Origin of the sequence: Microvirga sp. (genome assembly GCF_014699075.1) — a bacterium.
Lineage (GTDB): Bacteria > Pseudomonadota > Alphaproteobacteria > Rhizobiales > Beijerinckiaceae > Microvirga.
Window position 1 is genome coordinate 248,190 of sequence record NZ_JACXAB010000003.1, and the last position, 16,487, is coordinate 264,676.

Here is a 16,487-nt window from a genome sequence, read left to right on the forward strand (position 1 = left end):
GTCACAAATTTAACTGTCCATTTTGTAACCAACAATCCGATGGCCAAACTCCAGCTCGAAGCCTTCCTGCCCTACCGGCTGAACCGAATCGCGGCCGCCGTCTCCCAGGATTTCCGATCCGTCTATGGCCCGCACCACGACCTGACGATCCCGGAATGGCGGGTGCTGGCCACACTGGGGCAATTCGAACAGATGAGCGCCAAGGCCATCGGCCGGCACTCGGCCATGCACAAGACCAAGGTGAGCCGGGCGGTGCGGGCGCTGGAGGAGCGGCGCTGGCTCAGGCGACGCGCGAGCGAGGCGGACAGGCGTGAGGAGATCCTGACGCTCACCGCCCAGGGCGAGAGCGCCTACCGGCAGATCGTGCCCAAGGCGCTCGCCTTCGAGCGCCGCCTTCTTCAACAGCTCGGGTCCGATGCCGGACCTCTTCTCACCGCCTTGCGACGCCTTGAAGCTGTCGTAGAGGTCGCTGGAGAACCCGAGGACGACCGGGCCTGACGCCCCGCGCGGTCAAACCGCACGGCTATGGGTGCGTCCGGAGGCGCCGAGATAGGCGTCGAAAGCCGAAGCCACGCTCCTGACCAGGAAGCGGGCGTTGTCGTTGACCGACAGCACCTCGCCCTCCAGACGGATCACTCCATCGTCCTGCAACGCGCGCAACTTCGGGATTGCCCGCAGGATGGCTGCGGGAGAGGTCTCGTGCCGGCGGCAGATCTGGCCCACATCAACCTGGAAGTCGCACATGACACGCTCGATCAGATCGGCCCGCAGGCGATCGTCGGCCGTCAGGGCATAGCCTTTCACCGTCGCGAGTTCCCCACGCACGATGCGCTCGGCATAGCGCCCGAGCACGACCTCATTTTGGGCATAGCCCTGGGTCAGCCGGCCAATGGCGGAAGCGCCGAAGCCGATCAGCACGTCGCTCGTGTCCGTCGTGTAGCCCTGGAAGTTCCGATGCAGCACGCCGTGGACCTGAGCCTGCACCATGGAATCGTCCGGCAAGGCATAATGATCGAGGCCGATCCGGCGGTATCCGGCGCTCATCAACGCCTCGGCAATGGCCTCAGCCTGGGCATAGCGCGCTTCGCCATCAGGCAGCGCCGCCTCGTCGATCTTGCGCTGGTGCTTCTTGAACGACGGCACATGCGCATAGCCGAAGACGGAGAACCGGTCCGGACGAAGCGCGGTGCTCTGCCGGACCGTCTCGATGCAGGACTCCACCGTCTGGTGCGGCAGGCCGTAGATAAGATCGAAGTTGATGCCGTGGATGCCCGCTTCCCGCAGGCCGTCCGTCGCACGCGCCGTCTGCTCGAAGCTCTGAATGCGGTTGATCGCCCGCTGCACGACCGGGTCGAAGCTCTGGACGCCCAGGCTTGCACGCGTGACGCCCGCCTCTCCGAGAGCTTTCGACATAGCCCTCGTCAAGGTGCGCGGATCAATCTCGATTGCGACTTCGGCGGAGCTGTCGAGAGCAAATCTCTGCCTCATGAGGGCCACAAGGGCGAGAAGCTCGGACGGCTCCATGATGGTCGGGGTTCCGCCGCCGAAATGCACATGCCGCACGGCCAGAGGACGGCTCAGCCGATCCGCCACAAGCTCGATTTCACGCCGTAGAACGGCGACATAGTCGATGATCGGCGCATCGCGTTGGGTGATGGTGGTGTGGCAGCCGCAATACCAGCACATGGAGCGGCAGAACGGGACATGAAGGTAGAGGGACGCTGTGACATCCTCCGGGAGAGAGGTCAGCCATTGCCCATAGGCTTCCTGACCGATGGCATCCGAAAATTGCGGCGCCGTGGGATAGCTCGTGTAGCGGGGAAGCCGCTCCTCGCCATATTGCGCTCTCAGGTCGTCTCTCATCGAGGCTCTCGCAGGATAAACGTGCCGCGATATCGCATTGCATCGCAGGTCTGATCCACGGTTGTAGCGGGCTCGGCGCCTGGGTTCTTTGACCTCGGTCAAGTCCGGGTACAAGGCGCGGCTACTCAGGCTCGGCCATGCCATTCCCGCAGAATGTTTCAGGAAGCTCAGCCTTATGAGGATGTTTTCCTACGCCTATCGATGAGACAGCTTGCCGCTTGCTCGAGAAGCAGCGCGGGCGGAGCTCCACCACTTTAGCGGTACGGAGAGCCCATTCGGGCTGTGCCCGGTTGAATTCACTGCCGTGGACCACATGACCCGAATGAGGATGGAGGCGTGTGTCATGGCCGAAGCAAGGGTGGGCGTGAAGGTCTCCGACGACCGTCAAACGGTGACGATCGAGGTCGGCTCCGCAGCAGGGCCATCTCACCCGGTTGGGCTTGACCTCAAGCAGCTCACCAAGCTGATCCAACTGCTGGGCCAGGCGAGATCCCGCATGGTGGAGGGCTCCCAGAAGGTTCCGCTGGACGGAAAGACGGTGGAAACCGTGACCGAGCCGCCCTGGTATGTGCAGGTCGCAAGCATCGACGGCTCGCTGCTCGCGTTCGATCACCCGTCCTACGGCCCCGTCGCTTTCGCAATCCCGAGAAATGACATCGTCAGGATCGTGCGGATCCTGAACGAACATCTCGCATTGCCAGACGGGCATACGGACAAGCCGAGCTAGGCTCCTCGAAGGCTTACTTCGCAGGACGTGCAGGGATTCCTCTATTGACGGAAACTCTCAGCCTCGAAGACGCGAAACAGCCGATCACATAAAGTGAAACTTCATGGAGCTGTTTGCGGTAATTGGTGGGTGATGTAGGGCTCGAACCTACGACCCGCTGATTAAGAGTCAGCTGCTCTACCAACTGAGCTAATCACCCATCGCCGAAGCGAATTCAGCGGCGCGATGTCCGCTGAAGAGGCCGTGCGTGTAACAAACCGGGTGGGGCCTGTCTAGCCCCTGCAAGCGAGGTTTTCGGCTCGGGGGCGGATTTTTCCAAGAGCTTGGGCTGCACAGCAAATTTATTGCACTAGCCGGCCTTAAAGCGAACCCTCAAAGCTTGAGGGTTCGATAAACCTAGGCTTGCTCAAGAAAGAGGCCCGCAGAGCGGGCCTTTTCCGTTCAGTCATTCCGCCGCGTGCTGGGCGTGCAGGCGGGCGCCCCGGCTCATGAGCTTGTTGAGGGCTCCCAGATAAGCCTGGGCGGAGGCCACCAGGGTGTCCGGGTCGGCAGCCCGGGAGGTGACGCTGCGGTCGTCGGCCGAGAGGCGAACCGACACCTCGGCCTGGGCATCCGTTCCCTCGGTGACGGCATGGACCTGGTAGAGTTCCAGCACCGCCTCATGAGGTACAAGGGCCTTGATGACATTGAAGGTGGCATCCACCGGGCCGTTGCCCTCCTGCTCCTCCACAACGATCTTGTCATCGACCTGGAGCCGCATGGTAGCGCGCTGGGGCCCGCGAGTGCCGGCCACGATGTGGAGCGAGACCAGCTTGATCCGGTCATGGGCCATGGCGATGTTCTGGTCGACCAGCGCCTCGATGTCCTCATCGTAGACGTGCTTCTTGCGGTCGGCGAGTTCCTTGAACCGCTCGAAGGCATCCTGGAACTGGTTGTCCGAGAGGCTGTAGCCCAGTTCTTCGAGCTTGTTGCGGAAGGCCGCGCGACCGGAATGCTTGCCCATGACCAGAGAGGTCTTGGAAACGCCGACGCTCTCGGGCGTCATGATCTCGTAGGTCTGGGCATTCTTGAGCATGCCGTCCTGGTGGATGCCACTCTCATGCGCGAAGGCGTTCCGGCCGACGATGGCCTTGTTGTACTGCACCGGGAACGAGGTGGCGGCAGACGCCAGCTTCGACGCGCGCGTCAGCATGGTGGCTTCGATGCCGGTCTCGTAGGGCAGCACGTCGCCACGGGTCTTGATCGCCATGACGATCTCTTCCAGAGCCGCATTGCCGGCGCGTTCGCCGATGCCGTTGAGGGTGCACTCGATCTGCCGCGCTCCGCCTTCCAACGCCGCCAGGGAATTGGCGACCGCGAGGCCGAGATCGTTGTGGCAATGGGCCGAGAAGATCGCCTTGTCGGCGTTCGGCACCCGCTCGCGCACCGCCCGGAACATGGCGCGGTATTCGTCGGGCGTGGCATAGCCCACCGTGTCCGGCAGGTTGATGGTGGTGGCGCCAGCCTTGATCGCGGCTTCCACGCAGCGGCACAGATAGTCGATCGGGGTGCGGGTGGCGTCCATGGCGGACCACTCGATATCCTCGATCAGGTTGCGCGCCTGGGTCACCGTCGTGGTGATGATCTCCAGCACCTCCTCTTCCGACTTGCGCATTTGGTGCGCCAAGTGAATCGGTGACGTGGACACGAAGGTGTGGATGCGCGGGCGCGCTGCATGGCGCACGGCCTCACCGGCGCGGGCGATGTCGGCCGAGATGGCGCGGGCAAGGCCGGCGACGGTCGCGCGCTTCACCTGCTTGGCGATCAAGGCAACGGCTTCGAAGTCGCCGTTCGATGCGATGGGAAAGCCCGCCTCGATGATGTCGACGCCCATGGTGTCGAGCAGCTCGGCAACCTCGAGCTTCTCCTCCAGGGTCATGGTGGCGCCCGGGCACTGCTCGCCGTCGCGCAGGGTGGTGTCGAAGATCAGAACGCGGTCCTTAACGGCGCCGGATACGGAAGAGGTCATTCGTGTAGTCCTTCTCGGAGGAGGAGCCTCAAGGCTCAAGGTTGTTCCTGCTTGTCCAGAACCCCTGAGAGCCCAGGCGGCAACGCCCAGCCGACCCTCAGGGGCGGCTAAGGAGAAGGAGGCCAAGAAGACGCGCGCGATCGGCCGCGAAAGCGGTGCCGTTCATCCTTGCGCTGGGGAAGCCGATGATCATCGCTGCCCGAATCCTCCATGGCCGCGGGCTTTGAGCCGCGAACAACGGGGTCGTTTGTAACGGCGCTCCTCTCGAATGGCAAGCCGTTGAAACAAATGAAAAGAGAAGGCTCGACTATTGGATGGGTTATAACTCGAAGCGCAGCAACACTGGTCTCCCGGGAAAGTGCCCTAGAACAGACGAAGCTTGGCCTTTATTCCTCGCTCGCGAGCCCTTTGAGGAGATGCACTCATGAAGATCGTCACCCCTGCCCTGCTCCTGACCGGCGCCCTGGCTCTGGCCGCCTGCAATCAGACCGCCTCGGCCCCAACCGGCACCAGCGTGATGGCCGGCAGCACCGGTACCGGCTGCAATGGCGAAATCAGCCGTTACCGCGCGGTCATGAGCAACGACCTGGCTACAGGGCATGTCAACCAATCCGTCTATAACCGTGTGGACCGGGAGATCGCTCAGGCCGAGGCGGCCTGTGCCGCCGGGCGCGATGCGGAGGCGGTGCGGATGGTCAACGCCACGAAGGCGCGGCACGGCTATCTCTGATCGAAGATCCAGCCGAAGAACGATTGCAGGAAGAGCGGCATCCGCTCGGGGTCGATGTCCTCGGCCCCGCGGATGATGCGCACATCCTGCAGTTCGGGCTCGTATTGCCGGGCGATGTTGGCGCGGATCCTTGCCGCTCCCTCCTCGGCCGTCACCGGCAGGGTCACCATGCGCAAGAGGGCGATGGTCGGCCAGCGCTGGACGATGATCCATTCGTCATCAACGTGGTAGTCGCCCTCGTGAAGACCCGTCTCCTCCGCAAGCTCTCGGGTCAGACTGGTGGCAAGGTCGACGGTGCCGTCGGGGCGCAGATCGGAAGGATCCGGCGTGCCGGCCGCGAAATAGACACGGCCGGCATTCGTCGTCCCACTGCCCATCACGCCGCAGATGTAGGCGCCGTCCGATCCGCGCAGCGCCCCCATGGCGAACCCGTTGGCGATGGCAGGATCGGGATAGCCCTTGTCGATCCAGGCGACGAAGTCGGCGTAATCCACTTCGAAATAGGTGTTGCGGCACAGGTCCTGCTCGAAGACGACATCCTGCAGCAGCAGCACGCGACCGTTGAACATCTGCGGCTTGCCCGCCGTGCGCCGCTTCCAGTTCTCCTCGATGAAGTCCCGGTTCTGCTTGGGCCAAGTCCAATCGAAGGGGCGGCAGCACGCCTCGACCCGGGAGACGCGCCGGATCTCGATCTCACGGTTCACGCGAAAATCTCGCCGCGGCTCACCATCACGGCGCCGCCGCCGATCTCAGCGGACACGAGTGCTCCATCCTTGATCACCATCTGCAAGCAAATCTCGCTCGGGCGCCCCATCTCGACGCCCTGCTCGATAACGATGTTGTGCTCGCCGTTCCCTAAGGGCTCACATTGCATGAGGGCACCGGCGAAAGCCGCAGCGGCGGAGCCGGTCGCCGGATCTTCCGCAATTCCCATGCCCAGCCCGAACATGCGGGTACGGAAGCGCAAACCATCCGTCTGATGGATGCGGGCATAAACGTAAGGTGCCGGGTGATCGCTGTCGCCGAACGCCTTGTCGAAAGCCTCACCCTGTGGCTTGGCCTTGGCCAGGGCTTGGAGCGACGCAACAGGCACGAGATCATACGCGACGCCTGCCGAATGGCGGCTCGGCACATGGCGATCGAAACCGATCTCCGTCGGGTCGAGACCAAGCGCCCAAGCGCATGTCGTCGAGTCCTTGCCCTCGCCCCAGACGAAGGGCAGGCGCGGCAGGCGGAAGCGCGCTGCGCCGCTCACCTCATCCATCACCTCGACCGCGCAGGGCACGATGCCGACCTGCTCCTTGAGGCCGAAGGCCACCGCGCCCGGCTGACCATCCTGATCGAGCAGCGCCAGCAACACAGCCGTGCCCACGGTTGGATGCCCTGCGAACGGCAGCTCGCGCGCCGGGGTGAAGATGCGAATGTCGGCGCGCTGACGCGGCTCGGATGCAGGCAAGACGAAGACGGTCTCGGAGAGATTGAACTCCTTCGTGATCCTCTGCATCGCCGCCGTGTCGAGCCCCTCGGCGTCGAGCACAACCGCGAGAGGATTGCCGGCGAAGCGCTCGCCCGTGAAGACATCGAGGGTGACAAAGCGGCGTGGCATGCGGATCAAACCTCTTCAACATCAAAGCGACGGGTGGGCGAGACGAATTCATCTTGCGCGGCAATCGTCAGGATTTCGCGGGAGCCTGCCACTTCCGTGCGCTTGAGCAGGCCGTAGACAGAGGCCGAGGCTTCGGCAAGAGCCGTCGGTGCGGAGCGCGAGCGGGCATAGTGAACGAAGAAGAGCGCCGCGATGGCATCCCCTGCCCCGTTGACGGAGAGCGACAGCTTCGGCGTCCTCACGCGCCAGAAGCGCCCGCTCTCGCCCGCGATGAGATCGACGCTGTCGGACGGCGTTTCCTTCGTTTCGACGGAGGTGACGAGAATGACCTTGGGACCCATGCCCTGCACGATCGCGACCGCCTGCTTCACATCGTCGAGCGTCTGTGCCGTGAGGCCAGACAGATAATCCAGCTCGAACTGGTTCGGCGTGATGATGTCTGCTGCGGGCACAGCCTGCTCGCGCATGAATTCCGGAATGCCGGGGCGCACGAACACGCCGCGCCCCACATCGCCGATCACCGGATCGCAGCAATAGAGAGCATCGGGGTTGAGAGACCGCACCCGCGCGACGGCGGACAGGATGGCGTTGCCGATATCGGCCGAGCCCATATAGCCGGAGAGAACCCCGTCGCAGCGGCCGAGAACGCCCCGTTCGGCGATACCCTCCACCAGATCCTCGATGGCGGGTCCATCGAACACGCGGCCCTTCCAGGAGCCGTAGCCGGTGTGGTTCGAGAACTGCACCGTATGGATGGGCCACACCTCGACGCCGAGGCGCTGCATCGGAAAGACCGCCGAGGCGTTACCCACGTGTCCATAGGCGACATGGGATTGGATCGAGAGAACGTTCATGGCTCTTGCCCCCTTGGTCCCGAGTTAGCGCAACACGGGCCCTGCTTCAAATCTCGTGATGTGATCCTATCCATCAAGGATGCCATTGGGTCTGTCTGATCCGCCCCAAATGCTTATATGCCCTCAATGATAAAGGACCCGGATCGGATTCATGGATATCGAGCTTTGGAAGAACAGCGTCCTGGAATTTGTTCAGGCCAACCAAGCCTATGCCCCCTTCGTGCTCGGGCTGATGACCTTTGCCGAATCGCTTGCCTTCGTGTCCCTGCTGCTGCCCACCATGACGATCCTGATCGCCGTAGGTTTTATCCTGGCCGCGGCGGACATCCCATTCTGGCAGGCTTGGACCGGCGCCGTCTGCGGCGCCTTTTTGGGCAACTGGGTCTCCTATGCTGTCGGCCAGCGCTACAAGAAGGCCGCCTATGGAGTCTGGCCCTTGTCCCGCAACCCCAAGCTGATCGTGCGGGGAGAAGACTTCTTCCAGCGCTTCGGCCCCTGGGCCGTGTTCCTGGGGCGCTTCTTCGGCCCCATCCGGGCGGTCATCGCCCTGATCGCCGGCATCTTCCTGATGCCGGGCGTTCTGTTCCAAGCCGCCAACCTGGCCTCCGCCTCCGTCTGGGCCTTCGTGATCCTCGCGCCCGGTGCGGGGCTGGCGCAATACCTGCTGTGGTAGTGCCGCGCACCCGGGAACCTCAGGTCGGAGGGCTCATTAACCTCCATCACGAGAGGAGGCCTTCATGGGCAAAGGCAAGATGAACGGCGACAATTCCGGCGAGAGCAAGAAGCACCCCGACGATCATACCCGCGGCTCCGGCGGCACGATGAAGAACCGTAAGGACCCCGGCAAGCAGGACAACAACAAGGCGCAGAACACGAAGAGCAATCAGCAGTAAACGCTGAAGTCCGCTCCGTTCGACCCCGTTACCTACCTGTTTCCATAGGTCACAGCGGCGTTCCGCGATGTTATTGCCTTAGCTATAACATCGCGAAGCCCTGCTGTGACCATTTCTGCCTCGGACTCCTATTCAGATCTCGCACCGACGCCTCTGTCCTCAGAGGGGACAAACCCGCTCGCCGCAGGCCTGCCGGCTCTCTGGTGGCCTTGCGTCTGGAGCTTTGGGTCCTTGGTCTATTCCATATTCTGGATGGCGGAGGGCTGGAGCGCAGCGCAGCCCCTGATCGGCCCGACGAAGGTCAACCATCTGGCACAGGATGTTTGGTGCCTGATCCTGGCTCTGGGGAGCGGATATGCCGTCTACCAGTTCTGGCGCCACCGCTCGGAAAGGCTGGGTCTCGTCCTCTGCCTTCTATGGATTGCGGCTGCCATGACGTGGCACCGCCTGTAGCATCGAAACCGAGGATGATCCTCAAGCAACCTTGAACCCATCGAGAGCGCCCGCCTCGATGCTGTCCCGTGTGTGCTTGTAACCGATCTCCACCACCCTGTCGAAATGCTCCCAGCCCCGCAGCGGCACGTCGGCCAGCGGAGGATGGATGACGAGGGCAGCATGAGCCCGGGCCTTGAGCGTCTGGGCATCGCTGGAAATCGTAGCGGCCCGGTAGAGCAGGCTGACGATATCCGGCGCCTGAACCGGAAGGCCAAGGAGGCGACGCAGGAGGGGCGCTTTCTTCTCCTCCTCGCTTGCCGTGGTGAAGGCGACGTCCCGGGCCACATCGATGCCGAGCACAGGGCCTCTCTGCAGGTCGGCCATGATGTCTGCCGGCAGGTTGTTCATCATGGCACCGTCCACGAGCACACCTTCCGGCTCGATGACCGGCGGCAGCAGACCGGGGATGGCAATGCTCGCTCTCAAGGCGCGCCAAAGCGGACCCCGACGGTGCACATGAGCTGTGCCGGTCGTCAGATTCGACGAAACGCAGAAGAACGGCAGCCAGAGATCCTCGATGTTCCGGTCGCCGAACTGCTCGAACAGCCTCGCATCGACCTTGCGCCCCCGCACCAGCGACACGAGGGGGAGCGTGTAGTCGTTCAGCGGCGGATTCCGGACGAAGGCTTCCCTCATGAGGTCCTTGGCCTCCTGGAGTCCGATCTGGGCGGCGGCCGTTGCCGCCATGACGGACCCAATGCTGGTGCCGCCAACGAGATCGATTGGGAAGCCGTGTTCGCTCAGGGCCTGAATAGCCCCCAGATGGGCGAAGCCCCGGGCCCCTCCCCCGGCCAGCACCAATCCGACGGCACGCCCGCTCGATGTGCGGATGAGGCGCTGCAGATCGGCCGAGCCTTTTGCCCGCACATGAATCTGCTGGTCCACAGGAAGGCGGCCGAGTGACGGATGCGCCGGCGTCGGACGGGAGGCATCCGCCTTCTGAAGCAGCACGAGGTCATGACGCCGCCAGGACGACATGGCACAGGTCAGCGCCTCCGCCTCGGGGACCAGGGGCTCGCCCGGACAGGCCAGAAAGATGATATGATCGGCGTGGCGAATGCAGCGCCCTGTCCATGTTCCTGACGGCTCGGAGGCAACATAGATGACCCGTTCCCGGCCGGCCTCAAAACGATAGAGCCAATTCTCGTCCTCATGGACGGGCATCGCATCAAGCAACTCGACGCCTGATCCATGATTGCGGCGCATTTCCCCAAGAAAGGCATGCGCGAAATCGAGGACCGCAACCCCTTGCGTGACCGGAACGATGGCAAAGGTCGCTGGGGTGAACGTGACGGGCTGGCTTCGCGTTGTCGCCCGCAGCCGGTCGGCCAGAAGCTTCGACAGATAAAGCATGACCGAGGGCCAACGGGCGGCGAGGCGCTCGAACGCCGTGCGGGTCAGCTTGAACAGAATGGAGTCGCGAAGGGCTGTGACGGTGGCTGAGCGCGGCGTATTGGAGATGAGGGCCATCTCACCAATGGTCTCGGGCGGAGAGATGCGGGCGATCCGCCGCTGCTCACCATGGCTGCCCTGGACCGAAACGCCCAGCGCACCGGAGACGAGCATGTAGAGCGCATCCGCCGGGTCACCTTCTTCAAAGAGGACTTCGCCTCCTGGAAGCACAATGCGCTGGAGCTCGGCCTGAAGCTCCAGACGCGCAACCGGATCCAGATCTGCCCAAAGCGGCATATCGTATTCCGGCACATCTTCCATCAAGCTCGCTGCACTCATGGGCCCGTCAACTTCCGTTACGGAACCCATTATCTACAACCGGCCCGACTGACAAACTGTTACACCTGAATTCATGTAACAAATTATCAAACAGCGCGGATCTGTCACACGCTCCTTTTCAGGAGGCCGCGATGCAGATCCGCGCGCTTGCTAAGTCTTAGTTCCGGCTCTTGTCGACCAGAGCCTTTTCCTTGATCCACGGCATCATGTCGCGCAGGCGGGAGCCGACATCCTCGATGGGGTGTGCGGCGTTGCGGGCGCGGGTTGCCTTGAAAGAGGTCTGGTTGACCTTGTTCTCGAGCATCCAGTCGCGGGTGAACTTGCCCGACTGGATGTCTTCCAGAACGCGCTTCATCTCGGCCTTGGTCTCGGCCGTAATGATGCGCGGGCCGGTGACGTACTCGCCGAACTCGGCAGTGTTCGAGATCGAGTAGTTCATGTTGGCAATGCCGCCCTCGTAGATGAGGTCGACGATGAGCTTCACCTCGTGGAGGCACTCGAAATAGGCCATCTCCGGGGCGTAGCCTGCCTCGGTCAGGGTCTCGAAGCCGGCTTTGATCAGCTCCACGAGACCGCCGCAGAGCACAACCTGCTCGCCGAAGAGGTCGGTCTCGCACTCTTCCTTGAAGCTGGTCTCGATGATGCCGGCGCGGCCGCCGCCATTGGCGGAGGCGTAGGAGAGCGCGATGTCATGAGCATTGCCCGTGGCGTCCTGGTGGATCGCGATCAGGGTCGGCACGCCGCCGCCGCGCTGGTACTCGGAGCGCACCGTGTGGCCGGGGCCCTTGGGGGCGACCATGAGCACGTCGAGGTCCTTACGGGGCTCGATGAGGTTGAAGTGGACGTTGAGGCCGTGGGCGAAGAGGAGCGCGGCTCCCTGCTTCATGTTGTCCTGAAGGTCGTTGCGGTAGATGTCGGCCTGCAGCTCATCGGGGGTCAGCATCATGACCACGTCGGCCCACTTGGCGGCCTCGGCCACTTCCATGACCTTGATGCCGGCCTTCTCGGCCTTGGCCGCGGAGGGCGAGCCCTTGCGCAGCGCCACCACGATGTCCTTCACGCCGGAATCGCGCAGGTTCAGCGTATGGGCATGGCCCTGGCTGCCATAGCCGACGATGGCGACCTTCTTGCCCTTGATCAGGTTGATATCTGCGTCGCGATCGTAATAGACACGCATGGCCTTCCAAGTCCCTTGTCTTAGGAGCACTCGCCCCGGGTTCGTTGACGCTGCACCGCCTTGGTGGACTAGGCGCAACATTGAATTATCAGGCGCCGCTTTTAGCGAATAAAACTGCGCTGACAAGCTGTTGTTTGTAGCAAAACTGCGACTCTTCCCTGCGTTGGCTGCAGGGCGAAACCGTTTTGCTCAAACGATCCGAGCCCGGAGAGTTCAAACAGCTCCCCAATGCTCTAGATTGGAATCTCATCTTTCACCTGAGAAGGACGAAGCCGCATGCAGCGCCTTGCCACTCCCGACGAAGTCATCTCTTTCTGGCGCGAAGCCGGCCCGGACAAGTGGTTTTCGAAGGACGAGACCTTCGACCAAGCCTGCCGCGACCGTTTCATGCCCACCTATGAGGCCGCCGCGCGAGGCGATCTCAACGAGTGGGAGCTCACCCCGGATGGGGCTCTCGCCGTCATTCTCCTTCTCGACCAGTTTCCCCGGAACATGTTCCGGGGCCAGCGCGAGACCTATAAGACCGACCCGGTTGCCGTGATGGCCGCCGACCGCGCCATCGAGCGGGGCTTCGACCACAAGGTGGAACCGCAGTTCCGCCGGTTCTTCTACCTGCCCTTCATGCACTCCGAATCCCTGGCGGACCAGGAGCGCTCGGTGTCTCTGAACGAAGCCCTCGGCGTCGAAGATTCGATCAAGTATGCCCACCATCACCACGACATCGTCGCCCGCTTCGGCCGCTTCCCCCACCGCAACGCCATCCTGGGTCGTGAGACGACACCCGAGGAGGAGGCATTCCTGAAGGAGAGCGACTTCAGGGGCTAGAGCATCGGACCCAGAAGTGGGCACCACTTTTGGGTCCGATGCTCATCTTCTGAGCTGGCGCATCACATCCCTTCCGCGCCGCGCGCCATCGCAGCCACACCGGTGCGGGAGACTTCCACAAGACCGACCGCCGTCATCAGCTTGATGAAGCGCTCGACCTCGTCCGTCGTGCCGGTCAACTCGTACACGAAGGAAGTCAGCGTCGCATCGAGCGTGCGGGCGCCGAAGGCAGAGGCCAGCCGCATGGCCTCCACGCGATGGTCGCCCTTGCCCACCACCTTGACGAGGCAGAGTTCGCGCTCGACAGCCTCGCCCGTCAGGGTGAGGTCGACCACACGATGCACCGGCACGAGGCGCTCGAGCTGACTCTTGATCTGCTGGATGATGCTGTCTGTGCCCGTGGTCACGATGGTGATGCGCGAAATATGCGCCTCGTGCTCCGTCTCAGTGACGGTCAGGCTCTCGATGTTGTAGCCGCGGCCCGAGAACAAGCCCGCAATGCGGGCGAGAACGCCCGGCTCGTTGTCGACGATGATGGCGAGCGTGCGCCGGTGGGAGGGCTCGACGCGGGTCGCATCGGGATAGTGGGTTTTCATCTGGAGCATGGTCTGGTTTCCCGAACGTTCTTCAAGCCTCAAGCCGCCTTGCGGTAGTTTTTGATTGGATCTTCATCGACCTCGTCCACGGCGACGATCCACTCCTCATTGAGAGCAGCAGAGCGCCACTCCTGGAAGGCCGGCAGCGACAGAATCGTATTCACATAGGCGCGTGTCGTGGCATCGAGAGCGATGGAATAGGTGTCAAGGCGGGTCGCAAGCGGCGCATACATGGCATCCGCCGCCGAGAATGCGCCGAAGAGGAACGGACCGCCAGCACCGAAGCGCTCCCGCGCTTGACGCACGATCTCGCTGAAGCGGGCAACATCCCGAGCAACGGCTTCGCCTCGATCCCTCGAGGCATATTTCTTGCCGAGATTCATCGGACAGGCGGACCGCAGCCCCATGAACCCGGCATGCATCTCGGCCGCCACGGAGCGCGCCATCGCACGAGCCTTGCGGTCCTCGGGCCATACGGGCGCACCATAAACATCGCCGACATATTCCATGATAGCGATGCTCTCCCACACGGTCAGATCGCCATCGATCAGGACCGGCACCTTGCCGGCCGGCGAGTGCTTGAGCACGTTTTCCTTGGTCTCCGGCAGGTCGAGCGGAATGGTGATCTCGTCGAACGGAATCCCAAGCTGCTTCATAAGCAGCCAGGGACGCAGCGACCAGGACGAGTAGCACTTGTTGGCGATGACGAGCGTGGGCATCAAAGATCTCCTTTCCCCTCTCCCGTGTGGGAGAGGGGCCAGGGGTGAGGGTAAGAGGGTTCAGGAGAAGTCACTGCCTCTGCGATCTTCAGCAATACAAATTCAAGATCATTCAGCACATCATGGTTGGTGAACCGGAGAAGTTCGAAGCCATGGCCATTAATCTCCTCCGTTCGCCGAGCATCATACTCCGCGAACCATCCATGCTGTTTTCCATCTAATTCGACAACCAACTTTCTCTCCAAGCAGAGAAAATCGACCGTGTACTTCAGGAGCGGCACCTGCCGCCTGAACTTAAGGCCTTGGAAGCGCCTTCCACGGAGAGCCTGCCACAGCACATCCTCCGCAGAGGTCGGAACCTTGCGCAGGTTGCGTGCAAATTGCCGTGGCTCCTTGACCATGAAACGGCCTTCCCTCACCCCTGCCCCTCTCCCACTCGGGAGAGGGGTTCCTCATCAAACCAGCATCTTGCCCTTCTCGTCGATCACGGAGCCGATATCGGCCCCCGTCTCGCCGAGGTAATCATTGAGCAGCATCTCGTTATGCGCCTTGCCCGATGGGATCATCGGGAAGCAGTTCTCGGTCTTGTCGACAAGGCAGTCGAAGATCACCGGGCGGTTCACGTTGATCATCTCGAGGATCTTCGCATCAAGATCGCCGGGATTGTCGCAGCGGATGCCGACGCCGCCATAGGCCTCGGCGAGCTTCACGAAATCAGGCAGCGACTCCGAATAGCTGTGCGAGTAGCGTCCGCCATGCAGCAACTCCTGCCACTGGCGCACCATGCCCATGTATTCGTTGTTGAGGATGAAGACCTTGATCGGCAAGTTGTACTGCAGCGCGGTGGACATCTCCTGCAGCATCATCTGGATCGAGGCTTCGCCCGCGATGTCGATCACCAGCGCATCGGGATGCGCGAGCTGCGCGCCGACGGCAGCCGGCAGGCCGTAGCCCATGGTGCCGTGGCCGCCCGAGGTCATCCAGCGGTTCGGCTCCTCGAATTTGAAGTACTGGGCGGCCCACATCTGGTGCTGGCCCACTTCCGTCGTGACATAGGTCTCACGGTCCTTGGTGAGTTCGTAGAGACGCTGGATCGCATGTTGCGGCTTGATGGTTTCAGTCGAGTTGCGGAACCCAAGGCAGTTGCGCGCGCGCCAGCCCTCGATCTTGCCCCACCAATCCTTCAGCGCCACCTTGTCGGCCTGATGCGCGCCCTGCCGCCACAGGCGCACCATGTCTTCCAGCACATGGGCGCAGTCGCCGACGATCGGGATGTCCACCTTCACGGTCTTGTTGATGGACGACGGATCGATGTCCACGTGGATGCGCTTGGAGAAGGGTGAGAACGCATCGAGGCGTCCCGTAATACGGTCGTCGAAGCGCGCCCCGATGTTGATCATCACGTCGCATTCATGCATCGCGAGATTGGCCTCGTAGGTGCCGTGCATGCCGAGCATGCCGAGCCACTGCCTGTCGGAGGCCGGATAGGCACCCAGGCCCATCAGGGTCGAGGTGATGGGAAAGCCCGTGAGCCTCACGAGTTCGCGCAGCAGCGTCGCCGCATGCGGTCCGGAATTGACCACGCCGCCGCCCGTGTAGAAGACCGGGCGCTTGGCATTGGCCATCAGCTCGATGGCCGCGCGGATGTGCTCCATGTCGCCCTTCACGGTGGGGCGGTAGGTCTTGTGCTGGTTGCTCAAGGGCCGCACGTAGGAACCGGTCTTGAACTGGATGTCCTTCGGCAGATCGACCACAACCGGGCCCGGGCGGCCATTCTGGGCCACGTAGAAAGCCTCGTGCAGAACCCGAGGCAGGTCCTCGATCGATTTGACGAGGTAGTTGTGCTTCGTGCAGTGGCGCGTGATGCCCACCGTGTCGCATTCCTGGAATGCGTCCGAGCCGATGAGATGGGTCGGCACCTGACCGGTGATGCAGACCAGCGGGATCGAGTCCATCATGGCATCGGCAAGACCCGTGATCGCATTCGTGGCGCCCGGACCCGACGTCACCAGCACCACGCCGGGCTTGCCGGAGGAGCGGGCATAACCCTCGGCTGCGTGAACAGCGCCCTGCTCGTGACGGACAAGCACGTGCCGCACCGCCTCCTGATGAAACAGCGCATCATAGATGGGGAGAACCGCGCCGCCCGGATAGCCGAAGATATGCTCGACTCCCTGATCCTGCAGGGCTCGGATCACCATTTCGGCTCCGGTCATCGTCTCGCTCATGGGTCTTGCTCCGTCGGTCTCGTCTGCTGTGTCTC

The 16,487-nt window shown here is 62.7% G+C and carries 18 protein-coding genes and 1 tRNA gene; 7 read left to right on the forward strand and 12 right to left on the reverse strand.

The window, feature by feature from the left end; genetic code table 11:
* Positions 1 to 39 precede the first annotated feature (39 nt).
* Positions 40 to 498 carry a MarR family winged helix-turn-helix transcriptional regulator gene (locus IC232_RS06690; RefSeq protein ID WP_190844151.1) on the forward strand — a complete coding sequence of 153 codons (459 nt, stop codon included), beginning with the start codon at positions 40 to 42 and terminating at the stop codon, positions 496 to 498.
* Positions 499 to 510: 12 nt separating this feature from the next.
* Here IC232_RS06690 and hemN read toward each other — a convergent pair whose 3' ends face one another.
* Positions 511 to 1,863 (reverse strand): oxygen-independent coproporphyrinogen III oxidase, encoded by a 1,353-nt coding sequence (gene hemN / locus IC232_RS06695; protein ID WP_190844152.1) that lies wholly within the window; start codon positions 1,861 to 1,863, stop codon positions 511 to 513.
* A gap of 343 nt (positions 1,864 to 2,206) precedes the next feature.
* Here hemN and IC232_RS06700 point away from each other — a divergent pair, with 343 nt between their 5' ends.
* Positions 2,207 to 2,590, forward strand: a complete 384-nt coding sequence (locus IC232_RS06700) for a hypothetical protein (RefSeq protein ID WP_190844153.1) — start codon at positions 2,207 to 2,209, stop codon at positions 2,588 to 2,590.
* A gap of 123 nt (positions 2,591 to 2,713) precedes the next feature.
* Here the strand turns inward: IC232_RS06700 and IC232_RS06705 are convergent.
* Together IC232_RS06705 and IC232_RS06710 are read right to left on the reverse strand one after the other, a co-directional pair.
* Positions 2,714 to 2,789 (reverse strand) — tRNA-Lys (locus tag IC232_RS06705).
* A gap of 246 nt (positions 2,790 to 3,035) precedes the next feature.
* On the reverse strand, positions 3,036 to 4,598 hold the full coding sequence (locus IC232_RS06710; protein WP_190844154.1) for a 2-isopropylmalate synthase: 1,563 nt from the start codon (positions 4,596 to 4,598) through the stop codon (positions 3,036 to 3,038).
* 424 nt (positions 4,599 to 5,022) lie between these two features.
* Here IC232_RS06710 and IC232_RS06715 point away from each other — a divergent pair, with 424 nt between their 5' ends.
* Positions 5,023 to 5,328 carry a hypothetical protein gene (locus IC232_RS06715; protein WP_190844155.1) on the forward strand — a complete coding sequence of 102 codons (306 nt, stop codon included), beginning with the start codon at positions 5,023 to 5,025 and terminating at the stop codon, positions 5,326 to 5,328.
* Here the strand turns inward: IC232_RS06715 and IC232_RS06720 are convergent.
* From IC232_RS06720 to pdxY, 3 genes are read right to left on the reverse strand one after another with little or no spacing between them, the layout of a single operon-like run.
* Positions 5,319 to 6,032: an NUDIX hydrolase gene (locus tag IC232_RS06720; RefSeq protein ID WP_190844156.1), complete on the reverse strand. Its 714-nt coding sequence runs from the start codon at positions 6,030 to 6,032 to the stop codon at positions 5,319 to 5,321. The genes IC232_RS06715 and IC232_RS06720 overlap by 10 nt on opposite strands.
* Complete coding sequence (locus IC232_RS06725) at positions 6,029 to 6,934, reverse strand: PhzF family phenazine biosynthesis protein (protein WP_190844157.1); 906 nt, start codon at positions 6,932 to 6,934, stop codon at positions 6,029 to 6,031. Before IC232_RS06725 ends, IC232_RS06720 begins: the two co-directional genes overlap by 4 nt.
* Before the next feature lie 5 nt (positions 6,935 to 6,939).
* Positions 6,940 to 7,788, reverse strand: a complete 849-nt coding sequence (gene pdxY, locus IC232_RS06730; RefSeq protein ID WP_190844158.1) for a pyridoxal kinase PdxY — start codon at positions 7,786 to 7,788, stop codon at positions 6,940 to 6,942.
* Between the two features lie 151 nt (positions 7,789 to 7,939).
* On the opposite strand from pdxY, the gene IC232_RS06735 reads away from it, so the two are divergent.
* The 3 genes from IC232_RS06735 (at position 7,940) to IC232_RS06745 (ending at position 9,134) form a co-directional block, all read left to right on the forward strand.
* Complete coding sequence (locus IC232_RS06735; RefSeq protein WP_190844159.1) at positions 7,940 to 8,461, forward strand: DedA family protein; 522 nt, start codon at positions 7,940 to 7,942, stop codon at positions 8,459 to 8,461.
* A gap of 64 nt (positions 8,462 to 8,525) precedes the next feature.
* On the forward strand, positions 8,526 to 8,681 hold the full coding sequence (locus tag IC232_RS06740; protein WP_190844160.1) for a hypothetical protein: 156 nt from the start codon (positions 8,526 to 8,528) through the stop codon (positions 8,679 to 8,681).
* 231 nt (positions 8,682 to 8,912) lie between these two features.
* Positions 8,913 to 9,134, forward strand: coding sequence for a hypothetical protein (locus tag IC232_RS06745; RefSeq protein ID WP_190844161.1), 222 nt, complete (start codon positions 8,913 to 8,915; stop codon positions 9,132 to 9,134).
* A 21-nt stretch (positions 9,135 to 9,155) separates the two neighbouring features.
* Here the strand turns inward: IC232_RS06745 and IC232_RS06750 are convergent, their stop codons facing one another.
* Positions 9,156 to 10,907 (reverse strand): patatin-like phospholipase family protein, encoded by a 1,752-nt coding sequence (locus IC232_RS06750; RefSeq protein ID WP_246812068.1) that lies wholly within the window; start codon positions 10,905 to 10,907, stop codon positions 9,156 to 9,158.
* Between the two features lie 157 nt (positions 10,908 to 11,064).
* Complete coding sequence (gene ilvC / locus IC232_RS06755; protein WP_281413357.1) at positions 11,065 to 12,165, reverse strand: ketol-acid reductoisomerase; 1,101 nt, start codon at positions 12,163 to 12,165, stop codon at positions 11,065 to 11,067.
* A 195-nt stretch (positions 12,166 to 12,360) separates the two neighbouring features.
* Here ilvC and IC232_RS06760 point away from each other — a divergent pair, with 195 nt between their 5' ends.
* On the forward strand, positions 12,361 to 12,909 hold the full coding sequence (locus tag IC232_RS06760; protein WP_190844163.1) for a DUF924 family protein: 549 nt from the start codon (positions 12,361 to 12,363) through the stop codon (positions 12,907 to 12,909).
* A 62-nt stretch (positions 12,910 to 12,971) separates the two neighbouring features.
* Here IC232_RS06760 and ilvN read toward each other — a convergent pair whose 3' ends face one another.
* The 4 genes from ilvN to IC232_RS06780 are packed head-to-tail and all read right to left on the reverse strand — an operon-like array spanning position 12,972 to position 16,452.
* Positions 12,972 to 13,514 (reverse strand): acetolactate synthase small subunit, encoded by a 543-nt coding sequence (gene ilvN / locus IC232_RS06765; RefSeq protein WP_036350902.1) that lies wholly within the window; start codon positions 13,512 to 13,514, stop codon positions 12,972 to 12,974.
* Between the two features lie 29 nt (positions 13,515 to 13,543).
* On the reverse strand, positions 13,544 to 14,224 hold the full coding sequence (locus IC232_RS06770) for a glutathione S-transferase family protein (RefSeq protein ID WP_190844164.1): 681 nt from the start codon (positions 14,222 to 14,224) through the stop codon (positions 13,544 to 13,546).
* On the reverse strand, positions 14,224 to 14,625 hold the full coding sequence (locus IC232_RS06775; RefSeq protein WP_190844165.1) for an endonuclease domain-containing protein: 402 nt from the start codon (positions 14,623 to 14,625) through the stop codon (positions 14,224 to 14,226). Before IC232_RS06775 ends, IC232_RS06770 begins: the two co-directional genes overlap by 1 nt.
* 54 nt (positions 14,626 to 14,679) lie before the next feature.
* Positions 14,680 to 16,452, reverse strand: coding sequence for an acetolactate synthase 3 large subunit (locus IC232_RS06780; protein ID WP_190844166.1), 1,773 nt, complete (start codon positions 16,450 to 16,452; stop codon positions 14,680 to 14,682).
* Positions 16,453 to 16,487: the final 35 nt, after the last annotated feature.

Excerpts from the sequence above, each read along its gene's own strand:
- IC232_RS06690 (WP_190844151.1), top strand. The coding sequence starts at position 40 with ATGGCCAAACTCCAGCTCGAAGCCTTCCTGCCCTACCGGCTGAACCGA.
- hemN (WP_190844152.1), bottom strand. The coding sequence starts at position 1,863 with ATGAGAGACGACCTGAGAGCGCAATATGGCGAGGAGCGGCTTCCCCGC.
- IC232_RS06700 (WP_190844153.1), top strand. The coding sequence starts at position 2,207 with ATGGCCGAAGCAAGGGTGGGCGTGAAGGTCTCCGACGACCGTCAAACG.
- IC232_RS06710 (WP_190844154.1), bottom strand. The coding sequence starts at position 4,598 with ATGACCTCTTCCGTATCCGGCGCCGTTAAGGACCGCGTTCTGATCTTC.
- IC232_RS06715 (WP_190844155.1), top strand. The coding sequence starts at position 5,023 with ATGAAGATCGTCACCCCTGCCCTGCTCCTGACCGGCGCCCTGGCTCTG.
- IC232_RS06725 (WP_190844157.1), bottom strand. The coding sequence starts at position 6,934 with ATGCCACGCCGCTTTGTCACCCTCGATGTCTTCACGGGCGAGCGCTTC.
- pdxY (WP_190844158.1), bottom strand. The coding sequence starts at position 7,788 with ATGAACGTTCTCTCGATCCAATCCCATGTCGCCTATGGACACGTGGGT.
- IC232_RS06735 (WP_190844159.1), top strand. The coding sequence starts at position 7,940 with ATGGATATCGAGCTTTGGAAGAACAGCGTCCTGGAATTTGTTCAGGCC.
- IC232_RS06740 (WP_190844160.1), top strand. The coding sequence starts at position 8,526 with ATGGGCAAAGGCAAGATGAACGGCGACAATTCCGGCGAGAGCAAGAAG.
- IC232_RS06750 (WP_246812068.1), bottom strand. The coding sequence starts at position 10,907 with ATGAGTGCAGCGAGCTTGATGGAAGATGTGCCGGAATACGATATGCCG.
- ilvC (WP_281413357.1), bottom strand. The coding sequence starts at position 12,165 with ATGTTGCGCCTAGTCCACCAAGGCGGTGCAGCGTCAACGAACCCGGGG.
- IC232_RS06760 (WP_190844163.1), top strand. The coding sequence starts at position 12,361 with ATGCAGCGCCTTGCCACTCCCGACGAAGTCATCTCTTTCTGGCGCGAA.
- ilvN (WP_036350902.1), bottom strand. The coding sequence starts at position 13,514 with ATGCTCCAGATGAAAACCCACTATCCCGATGCGACCCGCGTCGAGCCC.
- IC232_RS06770 (WP_190844164.1), bottom strand. The coding sequence starts at position 14,224 with ATGCCCACGCTCGTCATCGCCAACAAGTGCTACTCGTCCTGGTCGCTG.
- IC232_RS06775 (WP_190844165.1), bottom strand. The coding sequence starts at position 14,625 with ATGGTCAAGGAGCCACGGCAATTTGCACGCAACCTGCGCAAGGTTCCG.
- IC232_RS06780 (WP_190844166.1), bottom strand. The coding sequence starts at position 16,452 with ATGAGCGAGACGATGACCGGAGCCGAAATGGTGATCCGAGCCCTGCAG.